Origin of the sequence: Paraburkholderia heleia NBRC 101817, from assembly GCF_000739775.1 — a bacterium.
Classification (GTDB): domain Bacteria; phylum Pseudomonadota; class Gammaproteobacteria; order Burkholderiales; family Burkholderiaceae; genus Paraburkholderia; species Paraburkholderia heleia.
The window spans coordinates 135776-160244 of sequence record NZ_BBJH01000009.1; the positions used below are offsets into that span (position 1 = coordinate 135776).

The 24469-nt window shown below is 65.4% G+C and carries 21 protein-coding genes and 1 pseudogene; 15 read left to right on the plus strand and 7 right to left on the minus strand.

Features of this window, described 5'->3' with window-relative positions:
- Positions 1–83: 83 nt before the first annotated feature.
- Positions 84–302, plus strand: a complete 219-nt coding sequence (locus BHE01S_RS10575; protein WP_042263527.1) for a hypothetical protein — start codon at positions 84–86, stop codon at positions 300–302.
- A gap of 87 nt (positions 303–389) precedes the next feature.
- On the opposite strand, the pseudogene BHE01S_RS10580 reads toward BHE01S_RS10575, so the two are convergent.
- The 4 genes and pseudogenes from BHE01S_RS10580 to BHE01S_RS10595 all read right to left on the minus strand — a co-directional run.
- Positions 390–623: pseudogene (locus tag BHE01S_RS10580) on the minus strand (porin); the annotation flags it as partial.
- A gap of 116 nt (positions 624–739) precedes the next feature.
- Positions 740–2095 carry a c-type cytochrome gene (locus BHE01S_RS10585; protein WP_042263703.1) on the minus strand — a complete coding sequence of 452 codons (1356 nt, stop codon included), beginning with the start codon at positions 2093–2095 and terminating at the stop codon, positions 740–742.
- Between the two features lie 8 nt (positions 2096–2103).
- Positions 2104–3879 carry a GMC family oxidoreductase gene (locus BHE01S_RS10590; protein WP_042263530.1) on the minus strand — a complete coding sequence of 592 codons (1776 nt, stop codon included), beginning with the start codon at positions 3877–3879 and terminating at the stop codon, positions 2104–2106.
- Positions 3880–4629 carry a gluconate 2-dehydrogenase subunit 3 family protein gene (locus tag BHE01S_RS10595; RefSeq protein WP_042263705.1) on the minus strand — a complete coding sequence of 250 codons (750 nt, stop codon included), beginning with the start codon at positions 4627–4629 and terminating at the stop codon, positions 3880–3882.
- Between the two features lie 308 nt (positions 4630–4937).
- On the opposite strand from BHE01S_RS10595, the gene BHE01S_RS10600 reads away from it, so the two are divergent.
- From BHE01S_RS10600 to araD, 6 genes are all read left to right on the plus strand, one after another.
- Positions 4938–5885, plus strand: coding sequence for a dihydrodipicolinate synthase family protein (locus tag BHE01S_RS10600; RefSeq protein ID WP_042263532.1), 948 nt, complete (start codon positions 4938–4940; stop codon positions 5883–5885).
- A 276-nt stretch (positions 5886–6161) separates the two neighbouring features.
- Positions 6162–7262 carry an ABC transporter substrate-binding protein gene (locus tag BHE01S_RS10605; protein ID WP_245639704.1) on the plus strand — a complete coding sequence of 367 codons (1101 nt, stop codon included), beginning with the start codon at positions 6162–6164 and terminating at the stop codon, positions 7260–7262.
- Between the two features lie 126 nt (positions 7263–7388).
- On the plus strand, positions 7389–8468 hold the full coding sequence (locus tag BHE01S_RS10610) for an ABC transporter ATP-binding protein (RefSeq protein ID WP_042263535.1): 1080 nt from the start codon (positions 7389–7391) through the stop codon (positions 8466–8468).
- Complete coding sequence (locus BHE01S_RS10615) at positions 8465–9346, plus strand: ABC transporter permease (RefSeq protein WP_042263537.1); 882 nt, start codon at positions 8465–8467, stop codon at positions 9344–9346. The genes BHE01S_RS10610 and BHE01S_RS10615 overlap by 4 nt, the downstream gene beginning before the upstream one ends.
- On the plus strand, positions 9346–10272 hold the full coding sequence (locus BHE01S_RS10620) for an ABC transporter permease (RefSeq protein WP_084068738.1): 927 nt from the start codon (positions 9346–9348) through the stop codon (positions 10270–10272). Before BHE01S_RS10615 ends, BHE01S_RS10620 begins: the two co-directional genes overlap by 1 nt.
- 44 nt (positions 10273–10316) lie before the next feature.
- Positions 10317–12068, plus strand: a complete 1752-nt coding sequence (gene araD / locus BHE01S_RS10625; protein WP_042263539.1) for an L-arabinonate dehydratase — start codon at positions 10317–10319, stop codon at positions 12066–12068.
- Positions 12069–12153: 85 nt separating this feature from the next.
- Here araD and BHE01S_RS10630 read toward each other — a convergent pair whose 3' ends face one another.
- Positions 12154–12978 (minus strand): NAD-dependent epimerase/dehydratase family protein, encoded by an 825-nt coding sequence (locus BHE01S_RS10630; protein ID WP_042263541.1) that lies wholly within the window; start codon positions 12976–12978, stop codon positions 12154–12156.
- A gap of 245 nt (positions 12979–13223) precedes the next feature.
- Between BHE01S_RS10630 and BHE01S_RS10635 the strand changes: the two genes are divergently transcribed.
- Complete coding sequence (locus BHE01S_RS10635) at positions 13224–13958, plus strand: ribonuclease activity regulator RraA (protein ID WP_042263709.1); 735 nt, start codon at positions 13224–13226, stop codon at positions 13956–13958.
- Positions 13959–14138: 180 nt separating this feature from the next.
- Positions 14139–14828 carry a FadR/GntR family transcriptional regulator gene (locus BHE01S_RS10640; protein WP_042263711.1) on the plus strand — a complete coding sequence of 230 codons (690 nt, stop codon included), beginning with the start codon at positions 14139–14141 and terminating at the stop codon, positions 14826–14828.
- A 240-nt stretch (positions 14829–15068) separates the two neighbouring features.
- On the opposite strand, the gene phaP is transcribed toward BHE01S_RS10640, so the two are convergent.
- Entirely contained in the window at positions 15069–15632 is a 564-nt protein-coding gene (phaP, locus tag BHE01S_RS10645) for a TIGR01841 family phasin (RefSeq protein ID WP_042263543.1), read from the minus strand.
- Between the two features lie 445 nt (positions 15633–16077).
- Between phaP and BHE01S_RS10650 the strand changes: the two genes are divergently transcribed.
- The 3 genes from BHE01S_RS10650 to BHE01S_RS10660 all read left to right on the plus strand — a co-directional run bounded on the left by BHE01S_RS10650 (position 16078) and on the right by BHE01S_RS10660 (position 19922).
- Positions 16078–17541, plus strand: coding sequence for a catalase (locus tag BHE01S_RS10650; protein WP_042263544.1), 1464 nt, complete (start codon positions 16078–16080; stop codon positions 17539–17541).
- 275 nt (positions 17542–17816) lie between these two features.
- Positions 17817–18434 (plus strand): cytochrome b, encoded by a 618-nt coding sequence (locus BHE01S_RS10655; protein WP_042263713.1) that lies wholly within the window; start codon positions 17817–17819, stop codon positions 18432–18434.
- A gap of 21 nt (positions 18435–18455) precedes the next feature.
- Positions 18456–19922: a glycosyltransferase family 2 protein gene (locus tag BHE01S_RS10660; RefSeq protein WP_042263546.1), complete on the plus strand. Its 1467-nt coding sequence runs from the start codon at positions 18456–18458 to the stop codon at positions 19920–19922.
- Between the two features lie 268 nt (positions 19923–20190).
- On the opposite strand, the gene BHE01S_RS10665 is transcribed toward BHE01S_RS10660, so the two are convergent.
- Positions 20191–20886 (minus strand): DUF2459 domain-containing protein, encoded by a 696-nt coding sequence (locus tag BHE01S_RS10665; protein WP_042263714.1) that lies wholly within the window; start codon positions 20884–20886, stop codon positions 20191–20193.
- Positions 20887–21212: 326 nt separating this feature from the next.
- Here BHE01S_RS10665 and BHE01S_RS10670 point away from each other — a divergent pair, with 326 nt between their 5' ends.
- The 3 genes from BHE01S_RS10670 to BHE01S_RS10680 are packed head-to-tail and all read left to right on the plus strand — an operon-like array spanning position 21213 to position 24466.
- The gene (locus BHE01S_RS10670; protein WP_042263548.1) at positions 21213–22619 is read left to right on the plus strand and encodes a circularly permuted type 2 ATP-grasp protein; all 1407 of its coding nucleotides are present in this window, start codon (positions 21213–21215) and stop codon (positions 22617–22619) included.
- Positions 22620–22659: 40 nt separating this feature from the next.
- Positions 22660–23613, plus strand: a complete 954-nt coding sequence (locus tag BHE01S_RS10675; protein ID WP_042263550.1) for an alpha-E domain-containing protein — start codon at positions 22660–22662, stop codon at positions 23611–23613.
- A gap of 52 nt (positions 23614–23665) precedes the next feature.
- Positions 23666–24466 (plus strand): transglutaminase family protein, encoded by an 801-nt coding sequence (locus BHE01S_RS10680; RefSeq protein ID WP_042263552.1) that lies wholly within the window; start codon positions 23666–23668, stop codon positions 24464–24466.
- Positions 24467–24469 lie beyond the last annotated feature (3 nt).

A 24469-nucleotide genomic window follows, 5' to 3' on the forward strand; every position in this document is an offset into this window, starting at 1 on the left:
GGGGTTGCGTGCGGCCGTTACGAAACTTCGCCAAACCCCACAAACCGCTAAAGATTCCCCACGCGTGCGCCGTTAGAGCAGGCATGAAAACCCTACTCACCCAAACCGACGCACGCTTTATCCTGTCGATCGCGCTCGAACTGGCCGAAAGCCAGGCCGCGGCGGCAGGGGTTCAGCTCGAATCGACGGCAGGATCGGCGATTTGCGACGACGTGATCGTCGCCACACTCTCGCAGTTCGCACCGACTGTGACGATCGACGAGTTTTACGGCCTGCTGGACCGGCCCGAGGTGCTGCATTGAACGGCGAAGCGCCTCGCAAACGGAAGCGGGCGCTCATGACATGAGCACCCGATATTTCGTTGCGTCAGCAACGAAGCGTCAAATTGATTAGAACTTCTGACGCAGGCCTACGCTCACAATGGCTTGCCACTGCGTGGCGGACGAGTGGCCGTTGCCCTTGTCCGACACCGAGGCGGGTGCCGCGACCGGATTGCCGGCGGCGTCGAGCGTCATGCCCGATGCATGCTGGTAGCCCGCGAGCAGGTACACCGTCGAGCGCGTCGGGAGATCGTAGGTCGCGCCCACCGAAACGTTGTGGTACTGCGCGTCTTCATCCACACCTCGTCCAGGGATCGCCTCGAGAGCGATTTCTGGTTATGCGCGTACGCGCCTGCGGCCTCGCGAGCGAGACTGCAGGCGTGAAACGCGGGGGAGGGAAAAGTGCGGCGCGGGGCGCGTCAGCGCTTGAGCGTTGCGCCGGGCGGCGGCGCCGGCGTGCTCACGGTGACGGTCTTGCGGACCTGCGCGACGTCTGCGGCGCTCACGGGCGCGCCAGCGTTGCCCCAGCTCGCACGCACGAAGGTGGACACGTCGGCCACTTCCTGGTCGGACAGGCGCCAGCCGAGAGGCGGCATCGTGAACGACGAGGGCGCCGATAGCGTGCCTTCGAGCGCGCTGCCTGCGAGCAGCACGTGAATCAGCGAAGTGGGGTCCTTGCCCTGCACGACCGGGTTGCCGCCGAGCGCCGGGAATACGCGCGTGTAGCCGCGCCCGTCGCTGCGGTGGCAGGCCATGCAGTTGTCGCGGTAGACCGCTGCGCCGCGCGCGCTCGCGTCGCCGTTTTGCAGCTGTTTCGCGGCGGCCGGATCATAGGCGTACGCGGTTTCCTTCGGGTCGCTTGCGGGCAGCGTCTTGAGGTAGCGCGCGATGGCGAGCAGGTCCGCGTCGTTCATGTGCTGCATGCTGTGCTGAACCACGTCGGTCATGCCGCCGAACGCGGCGGTATGCAGATTGCGCCCCGACTTGAGGAACTGCACGATGTCGTCGTCGTTCCAGCTGCCGAGGCCCGTGCGCGGGTCGCCGCGCAGGCTCGAGGGCACCCAGCCGTCGATCGGGCCGCCGCCGGCGAGGAAGTCGTCGCCTTCGAGGTCGGTGAGCGCGCGTTCCTGCATCGTGCGTGCGCGCGGCGTGTGGCACGCGCCGCAGTGGCCGAGGCCCTGCACGAGATAGGCGCCGCGCGCGACAATCGCGTCGTTGTAATGCGCTCCGTCGAACGCCTGCACCTTCGGCGCGAACAGCATGCGCCAGGCGGCGAGCGGCCAGCGCATCGAAAGCGGCCAGGGAATGTCCACGGCGCGGTTCTGTGCGCGCACGGGCGCGACGCCGTGCATGAAGTACGCATAGAGCGCCTTTATGTCGTCATCGGAGAGGCGTGCGTACGAGGGATAGGGCATCGCGGGGTAAAGCGTGTCGCCATTCGGCCGCACGCCCTGACGCACCGCCCTGGAGAAGTCGTCATAGCGCCACTTGCCGATGCCCGTATTCGCGTCGGGCGTAATGTTGGTCGAGTAGATGGCGCCGATCGGCGTATCGAACTTCAGGCCGCCCGCGAAGGGCCTGCCGCCCTGCGCGGTATGGCAGGCAATGCAGTCGCCGGCGCGCGCGAGGTATTCGCCATGCGCGACGAGCGCGGCGTTCGGCAGTTCGGCGGCGCATGCAGCATGCGCCGTGAATGACGCGAGCGCCGCGCAAGCCGCGACCGAAACCGTTGCGCGAACAACGTTCGCGCACAGGGAAACGAAGTTCTTCTTCATGCGGCTTTTCACACGCTCACGAGGGGGCCGGGGTTCTTCAGATACTGGTTGCGAATGGCTTTCGCGCTCCAGTAAGCGAGGGCGGCGGCGAGGCCGGTCGGGTTGTAGCCGATCCCCTGCGGAAACGCGGAGGCACCCATCACGAACACGTTGTGCACATCCCAGCTCTGCAGATAGCGGTTGATGACGCTGGTGTCCGGATCGGTGCCCATCACGGCCCCGCCCACGAGGTGAGTGGTCTGGTAGCGGCGCGAGTCGAAGTGGGCGCCGAACTCGCGTGTATAGACATTGATGGCCTTCGGGCCCATCGCCTCGGCAATCTTTTGCATCTGGCCCGTCACGTACCGCGCCATCCTGATGTCGTTGTCCTTCCAGTCGAAGGTCATGCGCAGGAGCGGCTGGCCGTACGAGTCGCGATAGGTCGGATCGAGGTCGAGGTACACGTCGCGGTACGACATGTTGGAGCCGTGCGCATCCATCGAAATGGTGTGCGCATAGTGGTCCTTTACGGCCTTCTTCCACCCGGCGCCCCAGTTCGGCGTCCCGGCGGGCGTGGCGATGCCGCCGATCGGCTTCACGCCCGCCTGGTTCACCCACAGCGGCGAGCCGCCCACGAAGCCGGGCGGCCCGTGGTCGAAGTTGTCGGCGTTGAAGTCGTCCACGGCCACGCCGTTGCCGCCCGCGCCGACGAACGGGTTCGTCCACGTGTCCTTGTCGAAGAACGCCGTGATGGTCGAAAGGTTCTGGTACGCGAAGTTGCGGCCCACCACGCCCTCGTCCGAAACCGGGTCATAAGGCTTGCCGATGCCCGAGAGCAGCAGCAGGTGCACGTTGTGATACTGGAACGCCGAGACGATCACGAGGTCCGCGCTCTGGAACACTTCCTGGCCCGCCGGATCGATATAAGTCACGCCCGTGGCGCGCTTTTTCGTGTCGTCGAGTTCGACGCGCAGCACGTGGCACTTCGAGCGCAGTTCGAAGTGCTTTTCCTGCTTGAGCGCGGGCAGGATGTTGAGGTTCGGGGAAGCCTTGGAATACATGTAGCACGCATAGCCGCTGCAAAAGCCGCAGAAGTTGCACGGGCCCATCTGCACGCCGTAGGGGTTCGTGTACGGCCCCGACGTGTTCGCCGAAGGCAGGCGGTACGGATGCAGGCCGAGCGACTTCGCCGCGTCGAAGAAGCGCTGCGCCGAGTACGTATTCAGTTGCGCGGGCAACGGGAAATTGTCGCTGCGCGCGGCTTCGAAGACATTGCCGTCGCCGACCACGTCGCCCTTCACCTTGTACGCCTGGCCCGATGTGCCGAACACCTTTTCCGCGAAGTCGAAGTGCGGCTCCAGTTCGTCGTAGGTGACGCCGTAGTCCTGGATCGTCATGCCTTCGGGGATGAACTTCTTGCCGTAGCGCTCTTCGTAGTGGCTTTTCAGGCGCAGCTCTTCGGGCGTGATGCGGAAATGCACGCCCGACCAGTGCAGGCCTGCGCCGCCCACGCCCTCGCCGGGCAGAAACGCGGCGAGCTGGCGGTAGGGCAGGGCTGTGTCGTTCACGCCGTGGCGGATCGAAACGGTGGTCTTCGAAAGATCGAGGAAGAGCTTCTTGCGGATGTTGTACGTGAGTTCGTCGATGGTGTTGGGGTATGCGCCGTCCGGGTAGGTGTCGCGATACTCGCCGCGCTCGAGCGCGACCACGTTCAGGCCCGCTTCGGTCAGTTCCTTCGAGAGGATCGCGCCGGTCCAGCCGAAGCCGATCACGACGGCATCGACGTGAGGTTTCTTGATCGCCATTTATGTACGTTCCCCGTTGATCGAGACCGGGCCGTACGGGTAGGGCTTGCCGTTCTGGTTCACGAAATCCATGAAGTCGGCACGCGCGCCGGGGAAGCCGATCATCTTCCACGCGGCCATGTTGCGGTTGCCGCCGTGGATCGGGTCGCAGAAATAACCTTCGCGCGTGTTCTGCAGCAACTGGCCGAAGAACACGGAGGCCGGCACGCCGTCCAGTTCGACCTTGCCCGCTTCGAGCGCGGCCAGCACGCTGTCGCGCGTGCTGGCGTCGAGCGCGTCGAAATCCTTGCCGTAGGCCTTCGCGCAATACGCGTTCACGGCCTGGATGCCAAGCCGGTAGATGTCGCGCGGCACGAGCTTCAACTGGTAGCCGAGTTCGGGCTCACCTTGCTGGAACGGCCCCTGCATGTACCAGAGTGCGCCGTGCGCGTAGGGCGTGTCCATCTGCCGGTCGATGAATTCGGGCACGCCGGCTTCCAGCGCGCCGGGGCCTTCGGAATCGTCGGGAATCAGGCGGTCGGTGGCGGCTTCGACAAAGGCCCACTCGCGCGCGTCGAAAAAGCGCGGCTTATAGGCGACGGCCTGCCCGGCTTCAGGCCTCGCGTTGGGCGCAGAGGCGGCGCTGCCCGCCGCGGCGGTTTCGCTCGACGGCGCTTTGCCGCCCTCGCAGCCCGCCAGTGCGCTGGCAGGCACGAGCACCGCTGCCGTGCGCAGGAAACCGCGGCGTGTCGTGAGAGGAGATTCGGACATTGTGGGATTCTGTATGAGTTCGGCGCGGTGTGATTCGACCGTGTCCGCGTAGCCGTCATGAGCGCTGTGCATGACACGCCGCGGCGGCGGCCATGGAACGGAGATAGCAAATGGAACCGGTTCCATGATTTGAGCGCGATTCTACAATATCCCCTTGCGGGGCCGGTACCGGGCGCGCAAGGGCAGGAGGTCATGGTTGTCATACTCTCCGGATAAGCTCTGACAAACGAGCGTGTTGTTTGACAACACGGATGGGCCGATGCTACTGTGGCCGGTATTGACAACCTTGCATCCCGGCACGAGGCTTCATGAACGTCTCCCCGATTGTCGAGAGTGAATTCGCCTCGACTGTGATGGCGGTGCCGCCGCTCGCACGCCGCTCCGACTTCTCTCTCGATGTCGAGCAGAACCGCACGCTGATCCGCCATTTGGAAGCGGGCGGTATCCGCACGCTGCTGTACGGCGGCAATGCGAACCTGTACCACGTCGCCGTGAGCGAATTCCGCGAGTTGCTTGACATGCTCGCCGACCTCACCGCGCCCGAAACGCGCGTGATTCCGGCCATCGGTCCCGACTACGGCAAGATGCTCGACGAGGCGCGCATCCTCGCGCAAACGCAGTACAGGACGGCCATGGTGCTGCCGCTCTCCGGCTTCACTACGCCCGCGGGCGTCGAAGCCGGTCTCGCGCGCATCGCCGACGCCGCGGGCATGCCGCTCACGCTCTATATCAAGAGCGAAGACTATGTCGACGTCGACACGCTCGTGCGCCTGATTGACCGCGGCACCCTCATTGCGCTCAAGTACGCCATCGTGCGCGAGGACCCGGCGAACGACCCGTACCTGGGCCGCCTGCTGGAGAGCGTGCCGGCCTCGAAGGTCGTTTCGGGCATGGGCGAGCGTCCGGCGCTGGTTCATGTGCGCGACTTCGGTCTGGCCGCGTGGACGACGGGCTCGGGCTGTATCGCTGCGAACGCCGTCATGGCGCTCCTGAAGGCGGCGAAGGAAGGCCGTGCGGAAGAAGCGCAGCGCCTCCACGATGCCTTCATGCCGCTCGAAACGCTGCGCGAGCACATCTCGCTCATCCGCGTGCTGCACGACGCCGTGACGCTCTCGGGCATTGCCGACATGGGCCCGATCCTGCCGCTCCTCTCGCAGTCGCCCGCTGAGGCGCTGCCGGCGATCGGCGACGCGGCCAGGGCGCTGCTTGCGTTCGAGCAGAAGCGGGTCGCCTCGACCCAGGCGGCCAATGCGTAAGCGGCGTATTGGGCACAAGCAAGCCATTGAACGGAGCAAACAGGCTTTCTCCAGGAGACGTCCGCCAGGAGGCTCACCGTAGTCCCGCAAAGCGCCTGGCGTTGCTTGACAACTTGGTGCGTGGTTCGGCATCCTGTGTCCGGCCTGGGCAAGACAGGACAAGAATGGTCGCGTTAGAACAAATTCCATAAACGGATGCGAGGAGATGCGATGTTCGATGGACGCCTGAAGGCCAGCGTGCTGGCCGTGTGTGTGGCGGCGGCCGCGGCGCTCGGCATGAGCGCGGCAAAGGCCGATCCCGTTTCCCTGAACATAGTCGACGTGGCCGGCAACCTGCAGCTCACGCAGAAAGCCTTCGAAGCGTTCGAGGCGAAAAACCCGAATCTCGTCTCCCATATCACCTACACCAACGCGCCCGCGCCGCAGTTGCCCGGCAAGATCAAGGCAATGCAGGCCGCCGGCCGCGCCGACATCGATCTCGTGCTGACGGGCACCGACGCGCTTGCCGCCGGCATCGAACAGAACCTGTGGATGAAGCTGCTGCCGGATCAGCAGGCCGCGCTGCCGGGCGTGCTCGACAAGTACGCGCCGGGGCCGCGCAAAATGCAGGACCTGGCGCAGGGCTACGGCCTCGAAGTGTCGTACATGCCGGCCGGTCCGCTGATCGAATACAACCCCGCCAGGGTCGCCAGGCCGCCGCAGACGCCGCAGCAACTGCTGGCGTGGTGCAAGGCGAACCCCGGCAAGCTGATCTATGCGCGTCCGGCCAACTCGGGTCCGGGCCGCACGTTCCTCATGGGCCTGCCGTACCTGCTCGGCGACAAGAACCCGCAAGATCCGATCAACGGCTGGGACAAGACCTGGGCGTACCTGAAGGAACTGAACGCGTGCGTGCCGTACTACCCGGGCGGCACCTCGGCGGTGATGAAGGAACTGGGCGAAGGCACCCGCGACATGACCGTGACCGTGACGGGCTGGGACATCAACCCGCGCGCGCTCGGCATCGTGCCGGCGGACTTCAGGGTGCAGGCGTTCAGCAACATGACGTGGGTGAACGACGCCCACTACATGGTCGTGCCGAAGGGCGTTTCGAAAGAGAAGCTCGCGGTGCTGCTCAAGCTCATGAACTTCATGCTCGAGCCGCAGCAGCAGGCCATGACCTATGACGACGGCTACTTCTATCCGGGCCCGGCAGTGAAGGACGTCACGCTGCAGATGGCGCCCAGGGCAAGCCAGGACGTGATCGCGAAGTACGGCCGCCCCGAGTACGCGAAGTGGCTCACGGCCTATCCGCATGTCCAGCCGCTTTCGGCGCAGGCGATGGTCGCGGCGTTCCAGAAATGGGACCGCGAGGTCGGTTCGCAGAAGTCGCAGTAGCGGGAGGAAGAAAGAGAAAGACTCGGCAATGGACGGAGGGCGCTTCGCGGTTGCGGTGAGGGAGCGCCATCCTCGATCCCTGCTCGCGCAGGTTGAGCTTGTTGTCTTGATGGTCAGGAACGTGTCATGAAGCATTCTTTCGATCGTCTGCGCCTCGACTCGGTGTGCCGCAGCTTCACCAGCGCAGAGGGCACGCAGCTCGCCGCGCTGCGCGGGCTCGACCTTGACATTCGCCGCGGCGAATTCATCGCGCTGCTCGGGCCTTCGGGCTGCGGGAAATCCACGGCGCTCAATTGCATTGCCGGTCTGCTGCCACTCACGAGCGGCAGCATCTGGCTGGATGATCTGCGCATCGACGTGATGCCGCCCGAGAAGCGCGGCTTCGGCATGGTGTTCCAGAATTACGCGTTGTTCCCGCACATGTCAGTGCTGGAAAACGTCGGCTTCGGCCTGAAGATGCAGGGTGTGCCGCGCGAAGAAGCGAAGCGCCGCGTGCGCGAAGCATTGCAGCTCGTGCAGCTCGTCGGCCATGAAAACAAGCTGCCGGGCCAGCTTTCGGGCGGCCAGCAGCAGCGCGTGGCGATTGCCCGCGCCATCGTCATCGAGCCGCCGCTCGTGCTGATGGACGAGCCGCTCTCGAACCTCGACACCAGGCTGCGCATTGAAATGCGCGCGGAGATCCGCCGCATCCACGGTCAGCTCGAACGCGCCACGATTTACGTGACCCATGACCAGGACGAAGCGCTTTCGATGGCGGACCGCATCGTCGTGATGAAAGAGGGCGTCGTGCAGCAGGTGGCGACGCCGAAGGAAGTGTATAGCCGCCCCTCGAATCTGCACGTTGCGCGCTTCATGGGCTTTCGCAACGTGCTGCCGTTCGCGATTACGGGCGAGCGGGGCGGCCACATCGCGATGTCGTCGTCGGGCGTCACGCTGACCGGCGTGCCGATGGGCGAACTGGGCGGCGGCGAGATTTCCGTGGCCATGCGCCCCGACGATTTCGAGCGCGCCAACGCGGGCGATGCGAATGCCTTCGACGTGGAAGTGGAAATGGTCGAATACGGCGGCCGCGATTCGCTGCTGCTCGCCAACGCGCCGTTCGGCAAGCTGTGGGCGCGCGTGGAAGGCGAATTCGAAGCGGGCGAGCGCGCCACGCTGCGCGTCGCGCCTTCGCACGTGCTGGCCTACGCGGAGCGTGCGTCATGAGCGCGCTCATCGAGTCGCTGGCCAAGGCGCCGCGCGATTCGCGCGGCTGGCTCGTCACGCCCGCGCTCGGCTTCATCGTCGCGATGTTCCTCTATCCGTTCGCCTACGGTCTCGTGCTGTCGTTCAGGCCGATGAACGGCGGCGGCATGTTCGCGAATTATCTGCAGTTCATTCACGACCTCTCGCTGTGGCCCACGGTGTTCGTCACGCTCAGGCTGGCGGTGCCCGCTACGATCGTCAACGTCGGGCTCTCGCTGCCGGTGGCCTTCGCGCTGCGCCGCAAGTCGCCGTACCAGAAGCTCGTGATCACGCTGCTCGTGATTCCGGTCACGCTCGGCACCGTGCTGATCGCCGACGGCATGCTCAGCTACTTCGGCCCGAACGGCTGGTTTCCGCAGGCGCTGCACGCCCTGCGTCTCTATACGAACGAAGAGATTCGTCTCACGCACAACTATTGGGGCGTCCTGATCTCGCTGATCGTTTCCGGTTTCCCGTTCGCGTTTCTGCTCACCCTCTCGTACGTCACCGGCATCGACCCGACACTCGCGCGTGCGGCGGCCACGCTTGGCGCAGGCCCGTGGCAGCAGTTCCGTCAAATCTATCTGCCGCTTCTCGCGCCCGGTCTCACGATGGCCGCATGCCTGTCGTTCGTGCAGGCGTATTCGGTGTTCCCTTCGGCAGTGCTGCTCGGCGCGCCCGCGGGTCCCACGCGCGTGATCTCCATCGCGGCTTCCGAAGCGGCGTTCGAGAGCTACGACTACTCGCTCGCCTCGACCATCGCCATCGTGATGGGCTTCGTGCAGTTGATCGTCGTGGCCGCGATGCTGGGCGCGAAGCGCTGCTTCTACGCGGGCCCGGTGAGCGGAGGGAAAGGCTGATGAGCGCACATCAGCGTAACGCGGCCGGCCTCGGCGCGGGCGCGCAGGCGGGCGAGCAACGTCGCGCCCCGGCCGGCAACATTGCGCAGGCGAGGCCCGCCTCGCGCCTGCCCGACGTGCTCTGGAAAGTCTTCGTCTGGGGCGGCGTGGTGTTCTTCCTGCTCAACGTGGTGCTGCTGATCGCCACGGTGGGCGTGAACTCGATCGCCACGCGCTGGTTCGGCACGCCGTTGCCGCAGGGCTTCACGCTGCACTGGTATGCGCAGGCGTGGCGCGACTTCCAGCTTTCGGGCGTGCTGTGGGTGACGTTCGAAGTGGTCGGCTCGGTCGTGCTGCTCTCCATCGCGCTGGGCGTGCCCGCCGCCTACGCCCTGGCGCGCGCGCAGTTTCCCGGCAAGCGCATTGCCATGCTCGTATTCCTTCTGCCGCTCATGGTGCCGCCCGTCACGTACGGCATTCCAATGGCGACCGCCATGTACCAGGCTGGTCTCGCGGGAACCTTGATCGGCGTGATCCTCGCGAACCTGGTGCCCGCGCTGCCGTTCGTGATCCTCGTGATGACGCCATTCATCGAGCAGATCGATCCGAACCTCGAGTCGGCCGCGCGCATCTTCGGCGCGAACACGCTGCGCTATTTCCGTTATGTGTTGCTGCCGCTCCTCGTGCCGGGGATGCTGGCCGCGGGCCTGCTCGTGCTGGTGCGCACGATCGGCATGTTCGAACTCACTTTCTTTACCGCCGGACCCGACACGCAAACGCTGGTGGTTGCGCTGTACTACGCCGTCTTCTCGACGGGCGTGCGCGCGCCGCAATCCATCGACGCCATGGCCATGATCTACATGGCCATCACGCTTGCGTGGGTGCTGGTCGCCCTGCAGTTCGTCAGCCCGACACAACTCGTGTCGCGCGTAAAGGAGCCGCGCTAGGCTACCGTTGGCGACTTTGCCGGAAACACCTGGAGCAACGCAAGATGAGCAAGAAGCGAAAGACCGCCGAGGAACTGCGCAGCCACCGCTGGTATGGCGTGAACGACCTGCGGTCGTTCGGACACCGCTCGCGCACCGCGCAGATGGGCTACAGCCGCGAGGAGTACGCGGGCAAACCGGTGATCGCCATCCTCAATACGTGGAGCGAGATCAACCCTTGCCATACGCACTTCAGGCAGCGCGTGGAAGAGGTCAAGCGCGGCATCTGGCAGGCGGGCGGATTCCCGATCGAGCTGCCGGTGCAGACGCTTTCCGAGCCGTTCCAGAAGCCCACCACGATGCTCTATCGCAACTTCCTCGCCATGGAAGCGGAAGAGACGATCCGTTCGTACCCGGCCGACGGCGTCGTGCTGATGGGCGGCTGCGACAAGACCACGCCCGCGCTGCTGATGGGCGCGATTTCGATGGACCTGCCTACGATCTTTCTGCCCGCGGGCCCGATGCTCAACGGCAACTGGAACGGCGTGACGCTCGGTTCGGGCTCGGACAGCTGGAAGTACTGGGCCGATCTGCGCGCGGGCAAGATCACTGAAGCAGACTGGAAGGGCGTGGAGGGCGGCATCGCGCGCTCGCCGGGCCACTGCATGACGATGGGCACGGCATCGACGATGACGAGCGCCGCGGAAGCACTGGGCTTCACGCTGCCGGGCTTTGCCTCGATTCCCGCGCCGGATTCGCGCCATGCGCAGATGTCGGCGAAGACGGGCATGCGCATCGTCGAGATGGCGTGGGAAGACCTGAAGCCTTCGGACATCCTCACGCGCCAGTCGGTCGACAACGCGGTGACCACGTGTCTCGCGCTCTCGGGCTCGACCAACGCGATCGTCCACATGATTGCGCTGGCGCGCCGCGCCGGTGTCGATCTCACGCTCGCGCAGTACGATGAAATTGCGCGCCGCACGCCGGTGCTCGCGAACCTCCGCCCGACCGGCAGGTACCTCATGGAGGACTTCTACTATGCAGGCGGGCTGCGCGCGATGCTCAAGGAACTCGGCGAGCTGATCGACGGCACGCAGATGACCGTGAACGGCAGGACGCTCGGCGAGAACATCGCCGACGCGCAAATCTACAGCGAAGAGGTGATCTGCCGCCGTGCGAAGCCGCTCATGCCGGATACGGGCCTCGCCGTGCTGCGCGGCAATCTCGCGCCGGACGGCGCCGTGATCAAGCCGGGCGCCGCGGAAAAACACCTGCACGTGCACACGGGCAAGGCCGTGGTGTTCAAGGACTATAACGACATGGCTGCGCGCATCGACAGCGAAGACCTCGACTGCGACGAGAACAGCGTGATCGTGCTCCAGCACGCGGGTCCGGTTGGCGCGCCCGGCATGCCCGAGTGGGGCCAGTTGCCGATTCCGCGAAAGATTCTGCAGAAGGGCGTGCGCGACATGCTGCGTATTTCCGACGCGCGTATGAGCGGCACGAGCTATGGCGCGTGCGTGTTGCACGTGGCGCCGGAATCGTTCATCGGCGGTCCGCTCGCCCTCGTGCAGGACGGCGACCTGATTGAGCTGAACGTGCCGGAGCGCCGCCTGAACGTGCTGATTCCGGACGAGGAAATGGCGCGCCGCAAGGCCGCGTGGGTCGCACCGGAACCTCGCTTCAAGCGCGGCTATGGCGCGATGTACCAGATGCACGTCATGCAGGCCAACCACGGCTGCGAGTTCGACTTCATGCAGCGTGACGGCGCGGGCGGCCCGTGCGCCAGCGCGGGCGGCGAACCCGAGATTCACTAAGGAGACGATAACGGCCCGGCATGAAGGGGCGAATGGCGGGGGTGCCGCAGGCGTGTTGCGCCCTCTGTCAGGCAGGGGCGACGGATCACGACCGCTTGCCGCGCTTGTCCACCGGCGTGAAATCGAAGCTGGCGAAACTGCCGCCCTGATACCGCTGCGCCGTGGCGTCGAGCGGGTTGTCTTGCGCCAGAATCTCGGCCGCCCAGTCTTCCGAGTTCTGCTTCGGCTCATAGCCGAGCCGCTTCGCGTCGTCGTGCGCGCCCTCCTGAATCCAGAAGCTGCGCGTGTTGTTCGACACGCCCCACACCACGGCAAAGCCGATCTCATCCACGTTGATCACACGATCGACGAGATGGAACAGGTCCTCGTGGCCGAACCACGTGCTCAATTGACGGAACTCCGTGGGCCTCGGCAGGCAACTGCCGATGCGCACGTTCACGGTTTCGATGCCGTGCTTGTCCCAGTACAGGCGCGCGAGCGACTCGCCCCACGCCTTGGAAAGACCGTAGAAGCCGTCCGGGCGGAACGCGCAGTCGAGCGTGAGCTTTTCTTCCACGGGGTACATGCCGATCGCGTGATTCGAGCTGGCGAACAGCACGCGCTTCGTGCCGTGGCGGCGCATGCCTTCGTAGACTTCGACGAGCGCGCGCAGGTTGTTCTCGATGATCTCGGGCAGGGGGCGTTCGATGCTCGTGCCGGCCATGTGGATCAGCACGTCCACGCCGTCGAGCAGGCGGTCGACCACGGCGGGTTCGCGCAGGTCTCCGTGCATCACGTCTTCGCCCGCGACGAGCGGTTCGAGCGGTTTCGAGCCGGCCGCGCAACGCAGGTTTACACCGCGTTCGAGCAGGCCTTTGCGCAACACGGTGCCGAGCTGGCCGGCCGCACCGGTCAATGCAACTTTCTTCACGGTGATTGTCCTCACGTAGCAATGCCGGGAGCCGGCACCCCGGCGGGCGCCGCGAGCATGGATCCAGGATGCATTTCACGCCCGTCCGAAGTCTGGTCATCATACATTCTGGCGTGACCCGCCGCGCAATGGTCGGTTGACAATTGCCATGTTGTATTACAACAATGCGACCCATCCGCTCGACAGTTTTTCGGGCCGCCGCCCGCGCCACGCGCACCAGGAAACACGACAACGGACGAGACATGATGACTTCCCCCGCCATCCCCGTGAGCGACGCCGCGCTCGAACAACTGCGCCACGTTTCCAATGCCACGCTCACCACGCAACTTTTCAGGCGCGGTCTGCGCAACGTCTTCCTGCAGGGCGTGAAGCCGCTCGCCGCACCGGCGCCGGGCGCCCCCAACCTGGTCGGGCCGGCCTTCACGATGCGCAACATCCCGGCGCGCGAGGACCTCGACCAGCTGGGTGCGTTCCAGAACCCCGAGCATCCGCAGCGCAAGGGCGTCGAGACCGTGCCCGCGGGCGCGGTGCTCGTGCAGGACTGCCGCGGCGTGACCGACGCCGCCTCGATGGGCTCGATCCTCGCCACGCGCATGAAGGTGCGCGGCGTGGCGGGCATGGTCTCGGACGGCCCGGTGCGCGACAGCGCGACCATCGCGGCGCTCGGCATTCCGGTGTTCTGCGCGGGCGCCTCGGCGCCGCTCAATCTCTGCAGGCACCACACGGTCGACCTGAACGTGCCGATCGGCTGCGGCGGCGTGGCCGTGTTTCCGGGCGACATCATCGTCGGCGATGCGGACGGCGTGGTCGTGATCCCGCGTCATCTGGCCGAGGAAGTCGCGCGCGATGCCACGGAGCAGGAAACGCTCGAGCGCTTCATCACCGAACGGATCGAGGCGGGCGCGGCGCTGCCGGGCACCTATCCGCCGAACGAGGCGACGCTCGCCGCGTACGAAGCCTGGAAAAAGGAGCGGCGTTGAACGCCGGCGCTCCCGCAAAAGCGCAAGCGGCCGTCAATTGGCCGCAAATTGGTAAAGCGTGGCGGAAAGCGCGGAGACACCCGCAAATGGGGGCTGGCGGGCGGCGGGTGGGCGCTTTCGGGCCGCCATATGACTTACAATTGACGACACTCCTGACAACCTCAAGTGCACCGTCCGATCATGTCTGAGCAGAAAGCGCCGAATATGCCGGCGCGGATTTACAGCGACATCCTCAATCGCATCATCGAGGGCGAATACAAGGAAGGGGAGCGCCTGCCGACCGAGCACATGCTCGCAGAGCGCTTCGCGACCTCGCGCCCCACGGTGCGCGAGGCGCTTGCCCAGCTGCGCGCGGACGGCATCATCGCCACGCGCCACGGTTCGGGCACGACGGTCATGCGGCGCCCCGATCCGGACGTGCGCCGTTTCGCGCCGCTCGAAACGCTGTCGGACATTCGCCGCTGCTACGAATACCGCGTGGTGGTCGAAGCCGGGGCGGCCTCGCTCGCCGCACAAAAGGCTGAAGAAGGAGACATCGCCGCAATCCGGCACGAGTGGGACAACCTGCAGACCATCGTCGAGACCTCGGGCATCGGCGCGAAAGATGACTTCGCGTTCCATATGGCCGTGGCGCGCGCCTCGAAGAACCAGTTCTTCATCGCGGCGCTCTCGGGCATCCAGGAGCAGATGGTGTTCAGCATGAACCTGTCGCGCAATCTCTCGCTCGTGAAGTCGATCGAGCGGCAGCGCCTCGTGCAGCAGGAACACCTCGAAGTGCTCGAAGCGATCCAGGCGCGCGACCCCGAGCGCGCATCGACCGCCATGCGCGCGCATCTCGAACGCGCGGTGAACCGGATGTTCGGCTCCTGAGCTTATTGGCCAGCGGCATTCGACGCCCCGCGCTGCGCGGACTTCGACCACCGGAAATACGGCATGGAGCACCGGCCGGCATTCATCGCCGAGTGCACGCCCGCGCAGATCGAAGCCGACCAGGAGCGAAAACACAAACGGGCGTGGAACCCGCATTACGCGAGATCCACGCCCGTCTTCAGTCCGGCTGGCGGCAGCTGCTGCTCCCGCCAGCGCGGCGTGAAGCGTAACGCGTAACGCTTAGGCAGCCTGCTTGGCGGCGCGTGCCGACGCTTGCGCGACGGCCTTCGTTGCGGCCTTGCCGGCGGCGTCGAAGTTGCTTTCCGCGAATTCCACAGCCTGCTTCGCAGCCTTGTTCACCGACGCGTATGCGTTGTTGGCGGTGTTCAGCGCCGACTTGATCGCGGCGACAGCGGCTTCCGAACCGGCCGGGGCGTTCTTCGCGGCGTTGTCAACGAGCGTTTCGAGCGCGCGCTGCTGCGTTTCGAATTGCGACTGGGCGGCCGTGGCGAATTCGGCTTGCGTGGCCGAAACGATGCCGTAGACGCTGCGGCCATAGGCCAGCGCCTTTTCAGCTGCGGGCTGGGCGAAGCCGGCCTGCACGGCGAAGAAACCTTGCGGGTCCTTGGCCGAAAGCGCGCGCTGGGCTTGTTCCTGACCTTCGGCGAACGCCGAGCGGGCCGTTTCGATGTTGAGTTCGGCGAGCTTGATCGCGCCTTCGAATGCCTTGCTCGTCAGGCCGAAGAGGGCCTCGAGACCGGCTTTCTGGTTGGCGGCGAACTGTTCGGGAGTCGGCAGGTTCATGTCTCTTTCCTTTTAGGGGGACGCTACGCGTCGGTTTCGGTTGCGAAAATCAGCTTTCGGGTCGATCACCGGTTCGCGCAGAGAAGGTTTTGTGCGATGCAGCAATCGACTTCATGGTATCCGATCCATAAATTGTGTCAAGCATTTTTTGTGCATCGCACAATTATGTAAACGCCTGATTTTGGGTGGAAATTTCCTACACGGCCACAGACGCCCCGCCGGACTGCGCAGCGCGCGGACTGCTTGAGCGCAGCGCCGCGCGTCTGCGCGCAAAATGGCTGTTCCCTCGGGCGAGCGCTGGCGCCGCAAGTTGGCCTTTGCGCGCAGCCCGGGTTGGTCCCCCAATCCAGCGGTGGCGGCCCCGACTGCGGCGTGAACGCGCTGCAGCAGTCGAACGGGCGCGGTGCGCGCGGCCGCCACGCGCAAATCCATCAGGAGAGCGGTAATGGCTGCATCGAACGACAAGTCTCCCGGTCATTCCACGACGAGCACGGGCGCGCCGGCTGTCAGCGACCGTAACTCGCTCACGATCGGTCCCGACGGCCCGATCGTGCTGCACGACGTGCATTTCCTCGAGCAGATGGCGCATTTCAACCGCGAGAAGGTGCCCGAGCGCCAGCCGCATGCGAAGGGCGCCGGCGCGTTCGGCGAATTCAGGACCACCGAGGATGTGTCGCGCTACACGAAGGCCGCCTTGTTCCAGAAGGGCGCGGCCACGGAAATGCTGGCGCGCTTTTCGACCGTCGCGGGCGAGATGGGCAGCCCCGACACCTGGCGCGACGTGCGCGGCTTTTCGCTGAAGTTCTACACGACCGAGGGCAATTACGACCTCGTCGGCAACAACACGCCGGTTTTTTTCGTGCGCGACCCGATGAAGTTCCCGCACTTCATCCGCAGCCAGAAGCGTCTGCCCGATTCGGGCCTGCGCGACGCCCAGATGCAATGGGACTTCTGGACCCATAATCCCGAATCGGCGCACCAGGTTTCGTACCTGATGGGCGAGCGCGGCCTGCCGAGAACGTGGCGCCACATGAACGGCTACGGCTCGCACACCTATATGTGGGTGAACGCGCAGGGCGAGAAGTTCTGGGTCAAGTACCACTTTCACACGAACCAGGGCATGCAGTGCTTCACCAACGCCGAAGCCGCGGCCATGGCGGGCGAGGACGCCGACTTCCACCGCCGCGATCTGTTCGACGCGATCAGGCGCGGCGAATATCCGTCGTGGACGCTTTCCGTGCAGGTGATGCCCTATGCGCAGGCGAAGCACTACCGCTTCAATCCGTTCGATCTCACGAAGACCTGGTCGCACAAGGACTATCCGCTCATCAAGGTCGGCACGATGACGCTCAACCGCAACCCGGAGAACTTCTTCGCGCAGATCGAGCAGGCCGCGTTCTCGCCGGGCAACACGGTGCCGGGCATCGGCCTCTCGCCGGACAAGATGCTGCTGGGCCGCGCGTTCGCATACAACGACGCGCAGCGCGCGCGTATCGGCACGAACTTCAACCAGCTGCCGGTGAATCGTCCGAAGGTGCCAGTGCAGACCTATCTGTTCGACGGCAACATGACCTACGAGCATAGCGGCAACGCACCGACTTACGTGCCGAACAGCTTCGGCCGGCCGTGGGCCGATACGACGGGCGCGGCGGACGACGGCTGGGAGGCCGACGGCGACCTGGTGCGCAGCGCCTACACGCTGCATGCGGAAGACGACGATTTCGGCCAGGCGCACGATCTCGTGCGCAACGTTTACAACGACCGGCAGCGCGAGGCGCTGGTCCAGCAGGTGGTGGCGAGCCTGAGCGGCGTGGGCAGCCCCGTGCGCGAGCGCGTGTTCGACTACTGGAAGCAGATCGACCCCGAAGTGGGCGCGCAGATCGAAAGGCAGGCGGGCAGCGGCAAGTAAGCTGCCGAAGCCGCGCGAGAGCCGGAACGGGTTGCACGACCCGTTCCGGTTTTCTTTTGCACACGGCGACTGCGGCGCAGGCGCATGACGGCCGCCCGCCGCCAAACTGGCAGAACGGCCATCTGGCGGATTCTGCAGCGTCAGGGACGAGAGGGCATAATGCGCGGGTCGCCGTGTGGGCAGCATCGCGCAATCCCGCCGGTGGATCGCGCGCGGCGGGAATAAATTCGCCGCGCCGTGCGTTATTCCTGCTGATCCGCAACGGCCAGGCCCACGTGAAAACTCCCCTCTCCGCCGAATCCCTGTTTGCCGGCGCCGACACCGGCGCGCAGAAGTACACACGCGTTGCCGTGCTATTGCACTGGTTGATCGCGCTACTGATCCTCACGAACGTCGCTCTGGGCCTGACCGCCGCGCTGCTGCCCGACGGCGCGCTTTCGGACACCGCAATCCGCCTCGTGATCGATACGCACAAGTCGATCGGCATTACCGTGCTCGGGCTGGCGATCCTGCGCGTGCTGTGGCGTCTCACGCATCGCCCGCCGGCGCTGCCGGCCGAATTTCCGGGCTGGGAGCGCGCATCGGCGCACGCGGCGCACGTCGCACTCTACGTGCTGATCTTCGCGATGCCGCTTTCCGGCTGGCTGCACGACTCCGCATGGGTCGCCGCCGCCTCGCATCCCATGTATCTCTTCGGCCTCGTGCAATGGCCGCGCATCGGCTTCATCATGAACCTCGATCCGGCCACGAAGGAACAGTTGCACAACCAGTTCGGCACGCTGCACACGGCGTGCAGCTATGCGCTTTATGGCGTGCTTGCGCTGCATATTGCGGGCGCGCTCAAGCATCAATGGATCGACCGTCATTCGGTGCTGCGCCGGATGATGCCGTGAGCAACACGAGAAGGGTACGACTTGAAAAACACGCTTGAAGAGGCGCTCGCCCGTACGTCGCCGCGCCTCGTGCCGCCTCCCACGCCGTTCGCGAGCATCGCAATCCATCTTGGCGTCATGGCGCTCTGGTTCGTGCTGTTCGCGCGCGCGTTCTTCCTGCAAGGCGTGGTCGCGTGGTCCACGGGCATTGCCTATGTCGTCTACGACACGGTGTTGCTGCTGTTCGTCGCCTGGAAGGCGCGCGTGCTGCTTGCGCCTGTAGCGCCGCCCGCGGCCGCCGGCGCGGCGAAGCTGCCGACGCTCGGCGTGATCGTGGCCGCGCACAACGAAGCGGCCGTGCTGCCGATCACGCTCGATGCACTGTTCGCGCAAACCCGCGCGCCGCAGCAGATCGTGATCGCCGACGACGGCTCGACCGACGGCACGGGTGCCTTGCTCGCGCAGCGCTATGGCCTGGCCGACCCCGGCGAAGGGCAGCTAAGCGCGCCTTCACAGCAGTATCCCAATCTGCGCTGGCTGAAGCTTGCACACGGCGGCAAGGCGCGTGCGCTCAACGCGGCATTGCTTGCGATCGCAACGGAAACGGTCATGACCGTGGACGCCGATACGCTCCTCGAACCCGACGCTTGCGCCGCGATGGCGAGCGCGTTTGGCCGCGAGCCGGCACTGGTCGCGGCGGCGGGCCTGCTCACGCCGGTTTGCGACCATACGTGGAGCGGCCGCTTTTTCCAGTGGTTCCAGACCTATGAGTACATCCGCAATTTCATCTCGCGTTTCGCGTGGATGCGCGCCGACAGCCTGTTGCTCATCTCGGGCGCGTTTGCGGGCTTTCGCCGCGATGCCGTGATGGCCGTGGGCGGCTTCGATGCGGATTGCCTCGTCGAGGACTACGAACTGATTCACCGCTTGCGCCGTTACTCGGCGCGCAAGGGCCTCGGCTGGGACGTGCGCGTGCTCGGAACCGCCCGCGCGCGCACCGACGCGCCCGGCACACTCACGACCTTCCTGCGTCAGCGCCGCCGCTGGTTCGCGGGCTTCCTGCAAACGCAGTACTGGTATCGCGACATGACCGGCAACCGCAAGTACGGCAAGCTCGGTCTCATGATGCTGCCCGTGAAGGCGTTCGACACCGTGCAGCCCATCTATGGACTGACGGCGTTCGCGCTGTTGATCGGTTTTTTGTTCGACGGCCGCTTCACGATCGTGCTGCCGGTGCTGGGCGTGATCGTCGGCAAGATCGCGATCGACCTCGCGTTTCATTTGTACTCCGTCCATCTCTACCGGCGCTGGAGCGGCGACCGCGCGCATTCGAGTTTCGGCATGGCGTTCCTCGCCGCCGTCTTCGAGCCTTTCTCGTTCCAGTTGATGCGCCACAGCGGCGCGGCGCTCGGCTGGCTGCATTTCCTGCTCGGCCGGCGCAAGTGGGGCGTGCAAAATCGCACTGGCATTGCGGCGGCGCGCAACCGCGGGAGTGCGGCGTCGCAATGATCTGATTTCCGTGGCATTCGACTTGCTCCAAGGTGACCAGGGCTGCGCCGCGTGCGGTGCCGGCCTCCAAACCGGTCAGGGAGAGTCAAATGCATCGATTCAGTGTCCTCGCCTTATTATTGCCGCTCACACTTGCAGGCTGCCTGTCGTTCAGCAGCAGCGATCCAGACCCGCCGCCGCCGCGGACCGTCGTCGTGCCGCAGCAACCGGCCGTGGAGGTGCCGCCGCCCCCGCCGGGTGCGGCTTGCGTTGCGCCTTGCTGATCGGCTCACTGACTTGTGGCCGCGTTGGGCATCACGCCGACCGGCGCTTTCGCTTTCAGCGCGTGCCGCACTTCCCGCATCAGGCTGCCTGCGAACAGCACGTCCGGTACATCGGCCAGACCCGCCGAGCGCAACGCTCGCGCGGTCCACGTGTTGCAGGTATGGAGGGCGTCGTAAGTCCCTGACGCCGCGAAATAGGCGCTGCCCGCATAAGGTCCGTCGGCGAGGCGCCGCGGCGCACCATCCACACCGGTTTCCAGCGAATTGCGCAGATAGCGCTGAACGCCGGCAAGTCCGGTGTCGTCCACCGGCACCTCCACGACGTTGTGCGAGCCGAAGGCCGCCTCCGGGGCCGCGCGCAGCACCGTCATCAGCACGGTGGCCTGGCTCGGCATGAGCGCGCCGATCATCGTCAGCGGGTCGTGACGGCGTTCCACCACGAACTGGCGTTCTCCAAAGCCGAAACACAGAACGGTGGCGTCGTCGAAACCGCGCGCAAGTGCGTCGACCCAGGTATTGGCGTCGTCCACACGCAGGCAGATGTCGGTGTGCCAGTCGCGCTGCACGACGGCAACGGATGTGCGCGGCGGGCCGGCATCGGCCAGCGGTTCGATCGCGGGCGGCAAGGGGCCCGCCATGTTTGCGCATGCGCCGAGTACGAGCGCGGGCACGATAACGCGAAGCGCTTGCCATGCAATCATTTTCGTAGGACGCTCGTTCACGCATGTCGCTTCGGTCATTGGAACTCAGGGCTCTCCAGTTGCCTGCTGATCCTGCATATAGCGTGCCCCGCGAACGCGTTGCACCAGCTTGAAGCGCAAATGCGGCGCCGCGTTGGCATGCCCCGTTTCGACGCTGCCGATCCTGCCCGCGTTGCACCAATCGAGCGCATGAAACAAGGCGCAAGGCCGATGGCATACGCCTTGCTTTTTTAGCCTGTACTGCAGCGCGCAACGCATCTTGCCTCAACCATGAGACGAAACGCGGCGCCGCTGACGCAGTAGCACTCACGCGCGAGAACGAACCGATGCAAGTCCATGACGAAATGCGCGACGAGGGCGCAGTGCGCCCGCACTACGAACGCTTCCAGCAGTGGCTGGAGCGGCAGACCGGCGAGACGATGGCGCGCAAGCGCGCCGAGGCGGACCTGTTGTTCAGGCGGGTCGGCATCACGTTCGCGGTGAATGGCGATCTCTCCGGCACAGAGCGGCTCATTCCCTTCGATCTCATTCCACGCATCATTCCCGCAGACGAATGGGCGCTGCTCGAGCGCGGACTGCGCCAGCGCGTGCAGGCGCTAAATCTGTTCCTGCACGACGTCTATCACGAGCGCAACATCGTGCGCGCCGGCGTGATTCCGGCCGAGCAGGTCTACACCAATGCGCAGTACCGGCCGGAGATGCAAGGCATCGACCTGCCGCTCGGCGTATATGCGCATATCGCGGGCATCGACATCGTGCGCGATGGGCGCGACGGCGCGTTCTACGTGCTCGAAGACAATCTGCGCGTGCCCTCCGGCGTCTCGTACATGCTCGAGAACCGCAAGATGATGATGCGGCTCTTCCCCGAACTGTTCGTTCAGCACAAGGTGGCGCCGGTCGCGCATTATCCCGATCTGCTGCTCGATACGCTGCGCTCGGTGGCGCCCGAAGGCGTGGACGATCCGACCGTCGTGCTGCTCACGCCAGGGATGTACAACTCCGCCTATTTCGAGCACACGTTCCTCGCGCAGCAAATGGGCGTCGAACTGGTCGAGGGCAAGGATCTCTTCGTAGAGGATAACTACGTATTCATGCGCACGACGCAAGGGCCGCGTCGCGTGGACGTGATCTACCGACGTGTGGACGACGACTTCCTCGATCCCCTCGCGTTTCGCCCCGACTCCGCGCTCGGTGTGCCGGGGCTGCTCACGGCGTACCGCGCCGGCCGCGTCGCACTCGCGAATGCAATGGGCACGGGCGTGGCCGACGACAAGTCGATCTATCCGTATGTGCCCGACATGATCGAGTTCTATCTCGGCGAAAAGCCGATTTTGAAGAACGTGCCGACGTGGCAATGCCGTCGGCCCGACGATCTTGCCTGGACGCTCGACCATCTGCCCGACCTCGTCGTGAAAGAGGTGCACGGCGCGGGTGGCTACGGCATGCTGGTCGGCCCCGCTTCCACGCGCGAGGAAATCGAGGCGTTTCGCGCCCGGTTGCTCGCGCGGCCAGCCCATTACATCGCGCAGCCCACGCTGTCGCTCTCGGCTTGCCCGACCTTCGTCGAAGCGGGCATCGCGCCGCGCCATATCGATTTGCGGCCCTTCGTGCTCTCCGGCAAGACGATCCAGATGGCGGCTGGCGGCCTCACGCGCGTGGCGCTGAAGGAAGGCTCCCTCGTCGTCAACTCGTCGCAGGGCGGCGGCACCAAGGACACATGGGTGCTCGAATGATTTCACTGGCCACACCACACGCACACGAAGAGGTTCGACCATGCTGAGCCGCACTGCCGATCATCTGTTCTGGATGGCCCGCTACATGGAGCGCGCGGAGAATACCGCGCGCATGCTGGACATCAATCTGAAGGCGCTCCTGCTGCCGGGCAGCGCGGACGCGGAGGCGCGCACGCATCGCGCGATGCTGCGCATCTCGGAACTGGAGCCAGCCTTCGACGCACGCCACGAGGAAACGACCAGCAGCAACGTGCTCAAGTTTCTCGTTGCGGACCCAACCAATCCGTCGAGCATCTACTCGTGTCTGCAGGCGACCCGCGAGAATGCGCGCGCGGTGCGCGGCACGCTCACCACGGAGTGGTGGGAAACGATCAACGATACGTGGCTGCAATTCGTCGAGCTGTTGCGCGGGAGCGATCTGGAGGCGCGTCCCGATGCGCTGTTCGAGTGGGTCAAGTTCCGCTCGCATCTGTCGCGCGGCGTGCGCCTCGGCACGGCGTTGCAGGACGACGCGCTGTTCTTCACGCAGCTCGGCACGTTCCTCGAACGCGCGGACAACACGGCGCGCATTCTCGACGTGCGTTTCGTCGACGTGGAAAACGCCGACTCGCGCTCGGCCGCGCGCCAGCTCGAGGACTTCTATTACTGGACCTCGATTCTCGGCTCGGTTTCCGCGCTCGAAATCTATCGCAAGGTTTACCGCGACGTGGTGACGCCCGCGCGCGTGGTGGAGCTGCTCATCCTCAACCAGCAAATGCCGCGCTCGCTGCTGGCGTCGCTCGACGGCGTCTGTACGAATCTCGCGATGCTGCGCACCGATAGCTCGCGCGAAGTCGAGCGCACCGCGGGCAAGCTGCGCGCCGAGTTGCTTTATGCGGACCTGCGGCAGATCTTTTCGATGGGCGTGCATACGTTTCTCACGCAGTTTCTCGCGCGCGTGTACGAGTTGGGCAATCAGGTCGCGCGCACCTATCTGATGCTGCCGGTCGGTTAGCGCGATTGCGCGCTCATCGATATCCAGAACGTCTCGATGGAGGATTCACCTCATGCAACTCGCGATCCGGCACGACACCGTGTACCGCTACGAAGCGCCCGTGCATTATTCGATCCAGCAATTGCGGCTCTCGCCGCTCACCACGCCCACGCAGATCGTCAAGCAGTGGCACGTCGAGGCGCCGGGTAAGGTCGACGCGGGCCGCGACGCCTATGGCAACGCGCTGATGACGCTGGTGCTCACGCGCCCCCACCGGGAAATCTGCCTGCGCGTGCGCGGAGAAGTCGAGACCGTGGCGCTGCCGGATGGCCGCTTGTCCGAAGGCGAGGGCACGGTGCCGATGCACCATTTCACCTCGCCCACGCGCCTCACCGAGGCCGACGAGACACTCACGGAATTCGCGTTCGAACTGCCGCCGCTGGACGACAGCGCGGCGATTCTTCACGCGGCTTCGCGCATCACGGAGCGTGTGCGCTATGAATCCGGTGTCACGGACGTGACACACACCGCGGCGGACGCGCTGGCGCTAGGCCGTGGCGTGTGTCAGGATCATGCGCATGTGATGCTGGCGGTGTGCCGCGCGCGCGGGGTGCCGGCGCGTTATGTGAGCGGCTACATCGACCCCGGCGACGTGCCCGAGATGGCGAGCCACGCCTGGGTCGACGTGTGGCTCGACAACGGCTGGGTGACCGTGGACGTCACGCACGCGTGTTTCGCAAGCGAAAAATATTGCCGGATCGCGGTGGGGCGCGACTACGACGCAGCCGCGCCGGTTCGCGGCCGCCGCGTGGGCGGGGCCGGAGAAACGCTCGATGTCAGCGTGCACGTGAGCGCGCAGCAGTCGCAACAATAGTTT

Excerpts from the sequence above, each read along its gene's own strand:
- BHE01S_RS10650 (WP_042263544.1), top strand. The coding sequence starts at position 16,078 with ATGGCTGCATCGAACGACAAGTCTCCCGGTCATTCCACGACGAGCACG.
- BHE01S_RS10590 (WP_042263530.1), bottom strand. The coding sequence starts at position 3,879 with ATGGCGATCAAGAAACCTCACGTCGATGCCGTCGTGATCGGCTTCGGC.
- BHE01S_RS10595 (WP_042263705.1), bottom strand. The coding sequence starts at position 4,629 with ATGTCCGAATCTCCTCTCACGACACGCCGCGGTTTCCTGCGCACGGCA.
- BHE01S_RS10680 (WP_042263552.1), top strand. The coding sequence starts at position 23,666 with ATGCAACTCGCGATCCGGCACGACACCGTGTACCGCTACGAAGCGCCC.
- BHE01S_RS10605 (WP_245639704.1), top strand. The coding sequence starts at position 6,162 with ATGAGCGCGGCAAAGGCCGATCCCGTTTCCCTGAACATAGTCGACGTG.
- BHE01S_RS10640 (WP_042263711.1), top strand. The coding sequence starts at position 14,139 with ATGTCTGAGCAGAAAGCGCCGAATATGCCGGCGCGGATTTACAGCGAC.
- BHE01S_RS10615 (WP_042263537.1), top strand. The coding sequence starts at position 8,465 with ATGAGCGCGCTCATCGAGTCGCTGGCCAAGGCGCCGCGCGATTCGCGC.
- BHE01S_RS10585 (WP_042263703.1), bottom strand. The coding sequence starts at position 2,095 with ATGAAGAAGAACTTCGTTTCCCTGTGCGCGAACGTTGTTCGCGCAACG.
- BHE01S_RS10665 (WP_042263714.1), bottom strand. The coding sequence starts at position 20,886 with ATGATTGCATGGCAAGCGCTTCGCGTTATCGTGCCCGCGCTCGTACTC.
- BHE01S_RS10670 (WP_042263548.1), top strand. The coding sequence starts at position 21,213 with ATGCAAGTCCATGACGAAATGCGCGACGAGGGCGCAGTGCGCCCGCAC.
- BHE01S_RS10600 (WP_042263532.1), top strand. The coding sequence starts at position 4,938 with ATGAACGTCTCCCCGATTGTCGAGAGTGAATTCGCCTCGACTGTGATG.
- BHE01S_RS10675 (WP_042263550.1), top strand. The coding sequence starts at position 22,660 with ATGCTGAGCCGCACTGCCGATCATCTGTTCTGGATGGCCCGCTACATG.
- BHE01S_RS10635 (WP_042263709.1), top strand. The coding sequence starts at position 13,224 with ATGACTTCCCCCGCCATCCCCGTGAGCGACGCCGCGCTCGAACAACTG.
- phaP (WP_042263543.1), bottom strand. The coding sequence starts at position 15,632 with ATGAACCTGCCGACTCCCGAACAGTTCGCCGCCAACCAGAAAGCCGGT.
- araD (WP_042263539.1), top strand. The coding sequence starts at position 10,317 with ATGAGCAAGAAGCGAAAGACCGCCGAGGAACTGCGCAGCCACCGCTGG.
- BHE01S_RS10575 (WP_042263527.1), top strand. The coding sequence starts at position 84 with ATGAAAACCCTACTCACCCAAACCGACGCACGCTTTATCCTGTCGATC.
- BHE01S_RS10610 (WP_042263535.1), top strand. The coding sequence starts at position 7,389 with ATGAAGCATTCTTTCGATCGTCTGCGCCTCGACTCGGTGTGCCGCAGC.
- BHE01S_RS10620 (WP_084068738.1), top strand. The coding sequence starts at position 9,346 with ATGAGCGCACATCAGCGTAACGCGGCCGGCCTCGGCGCGGGCGCGCAG.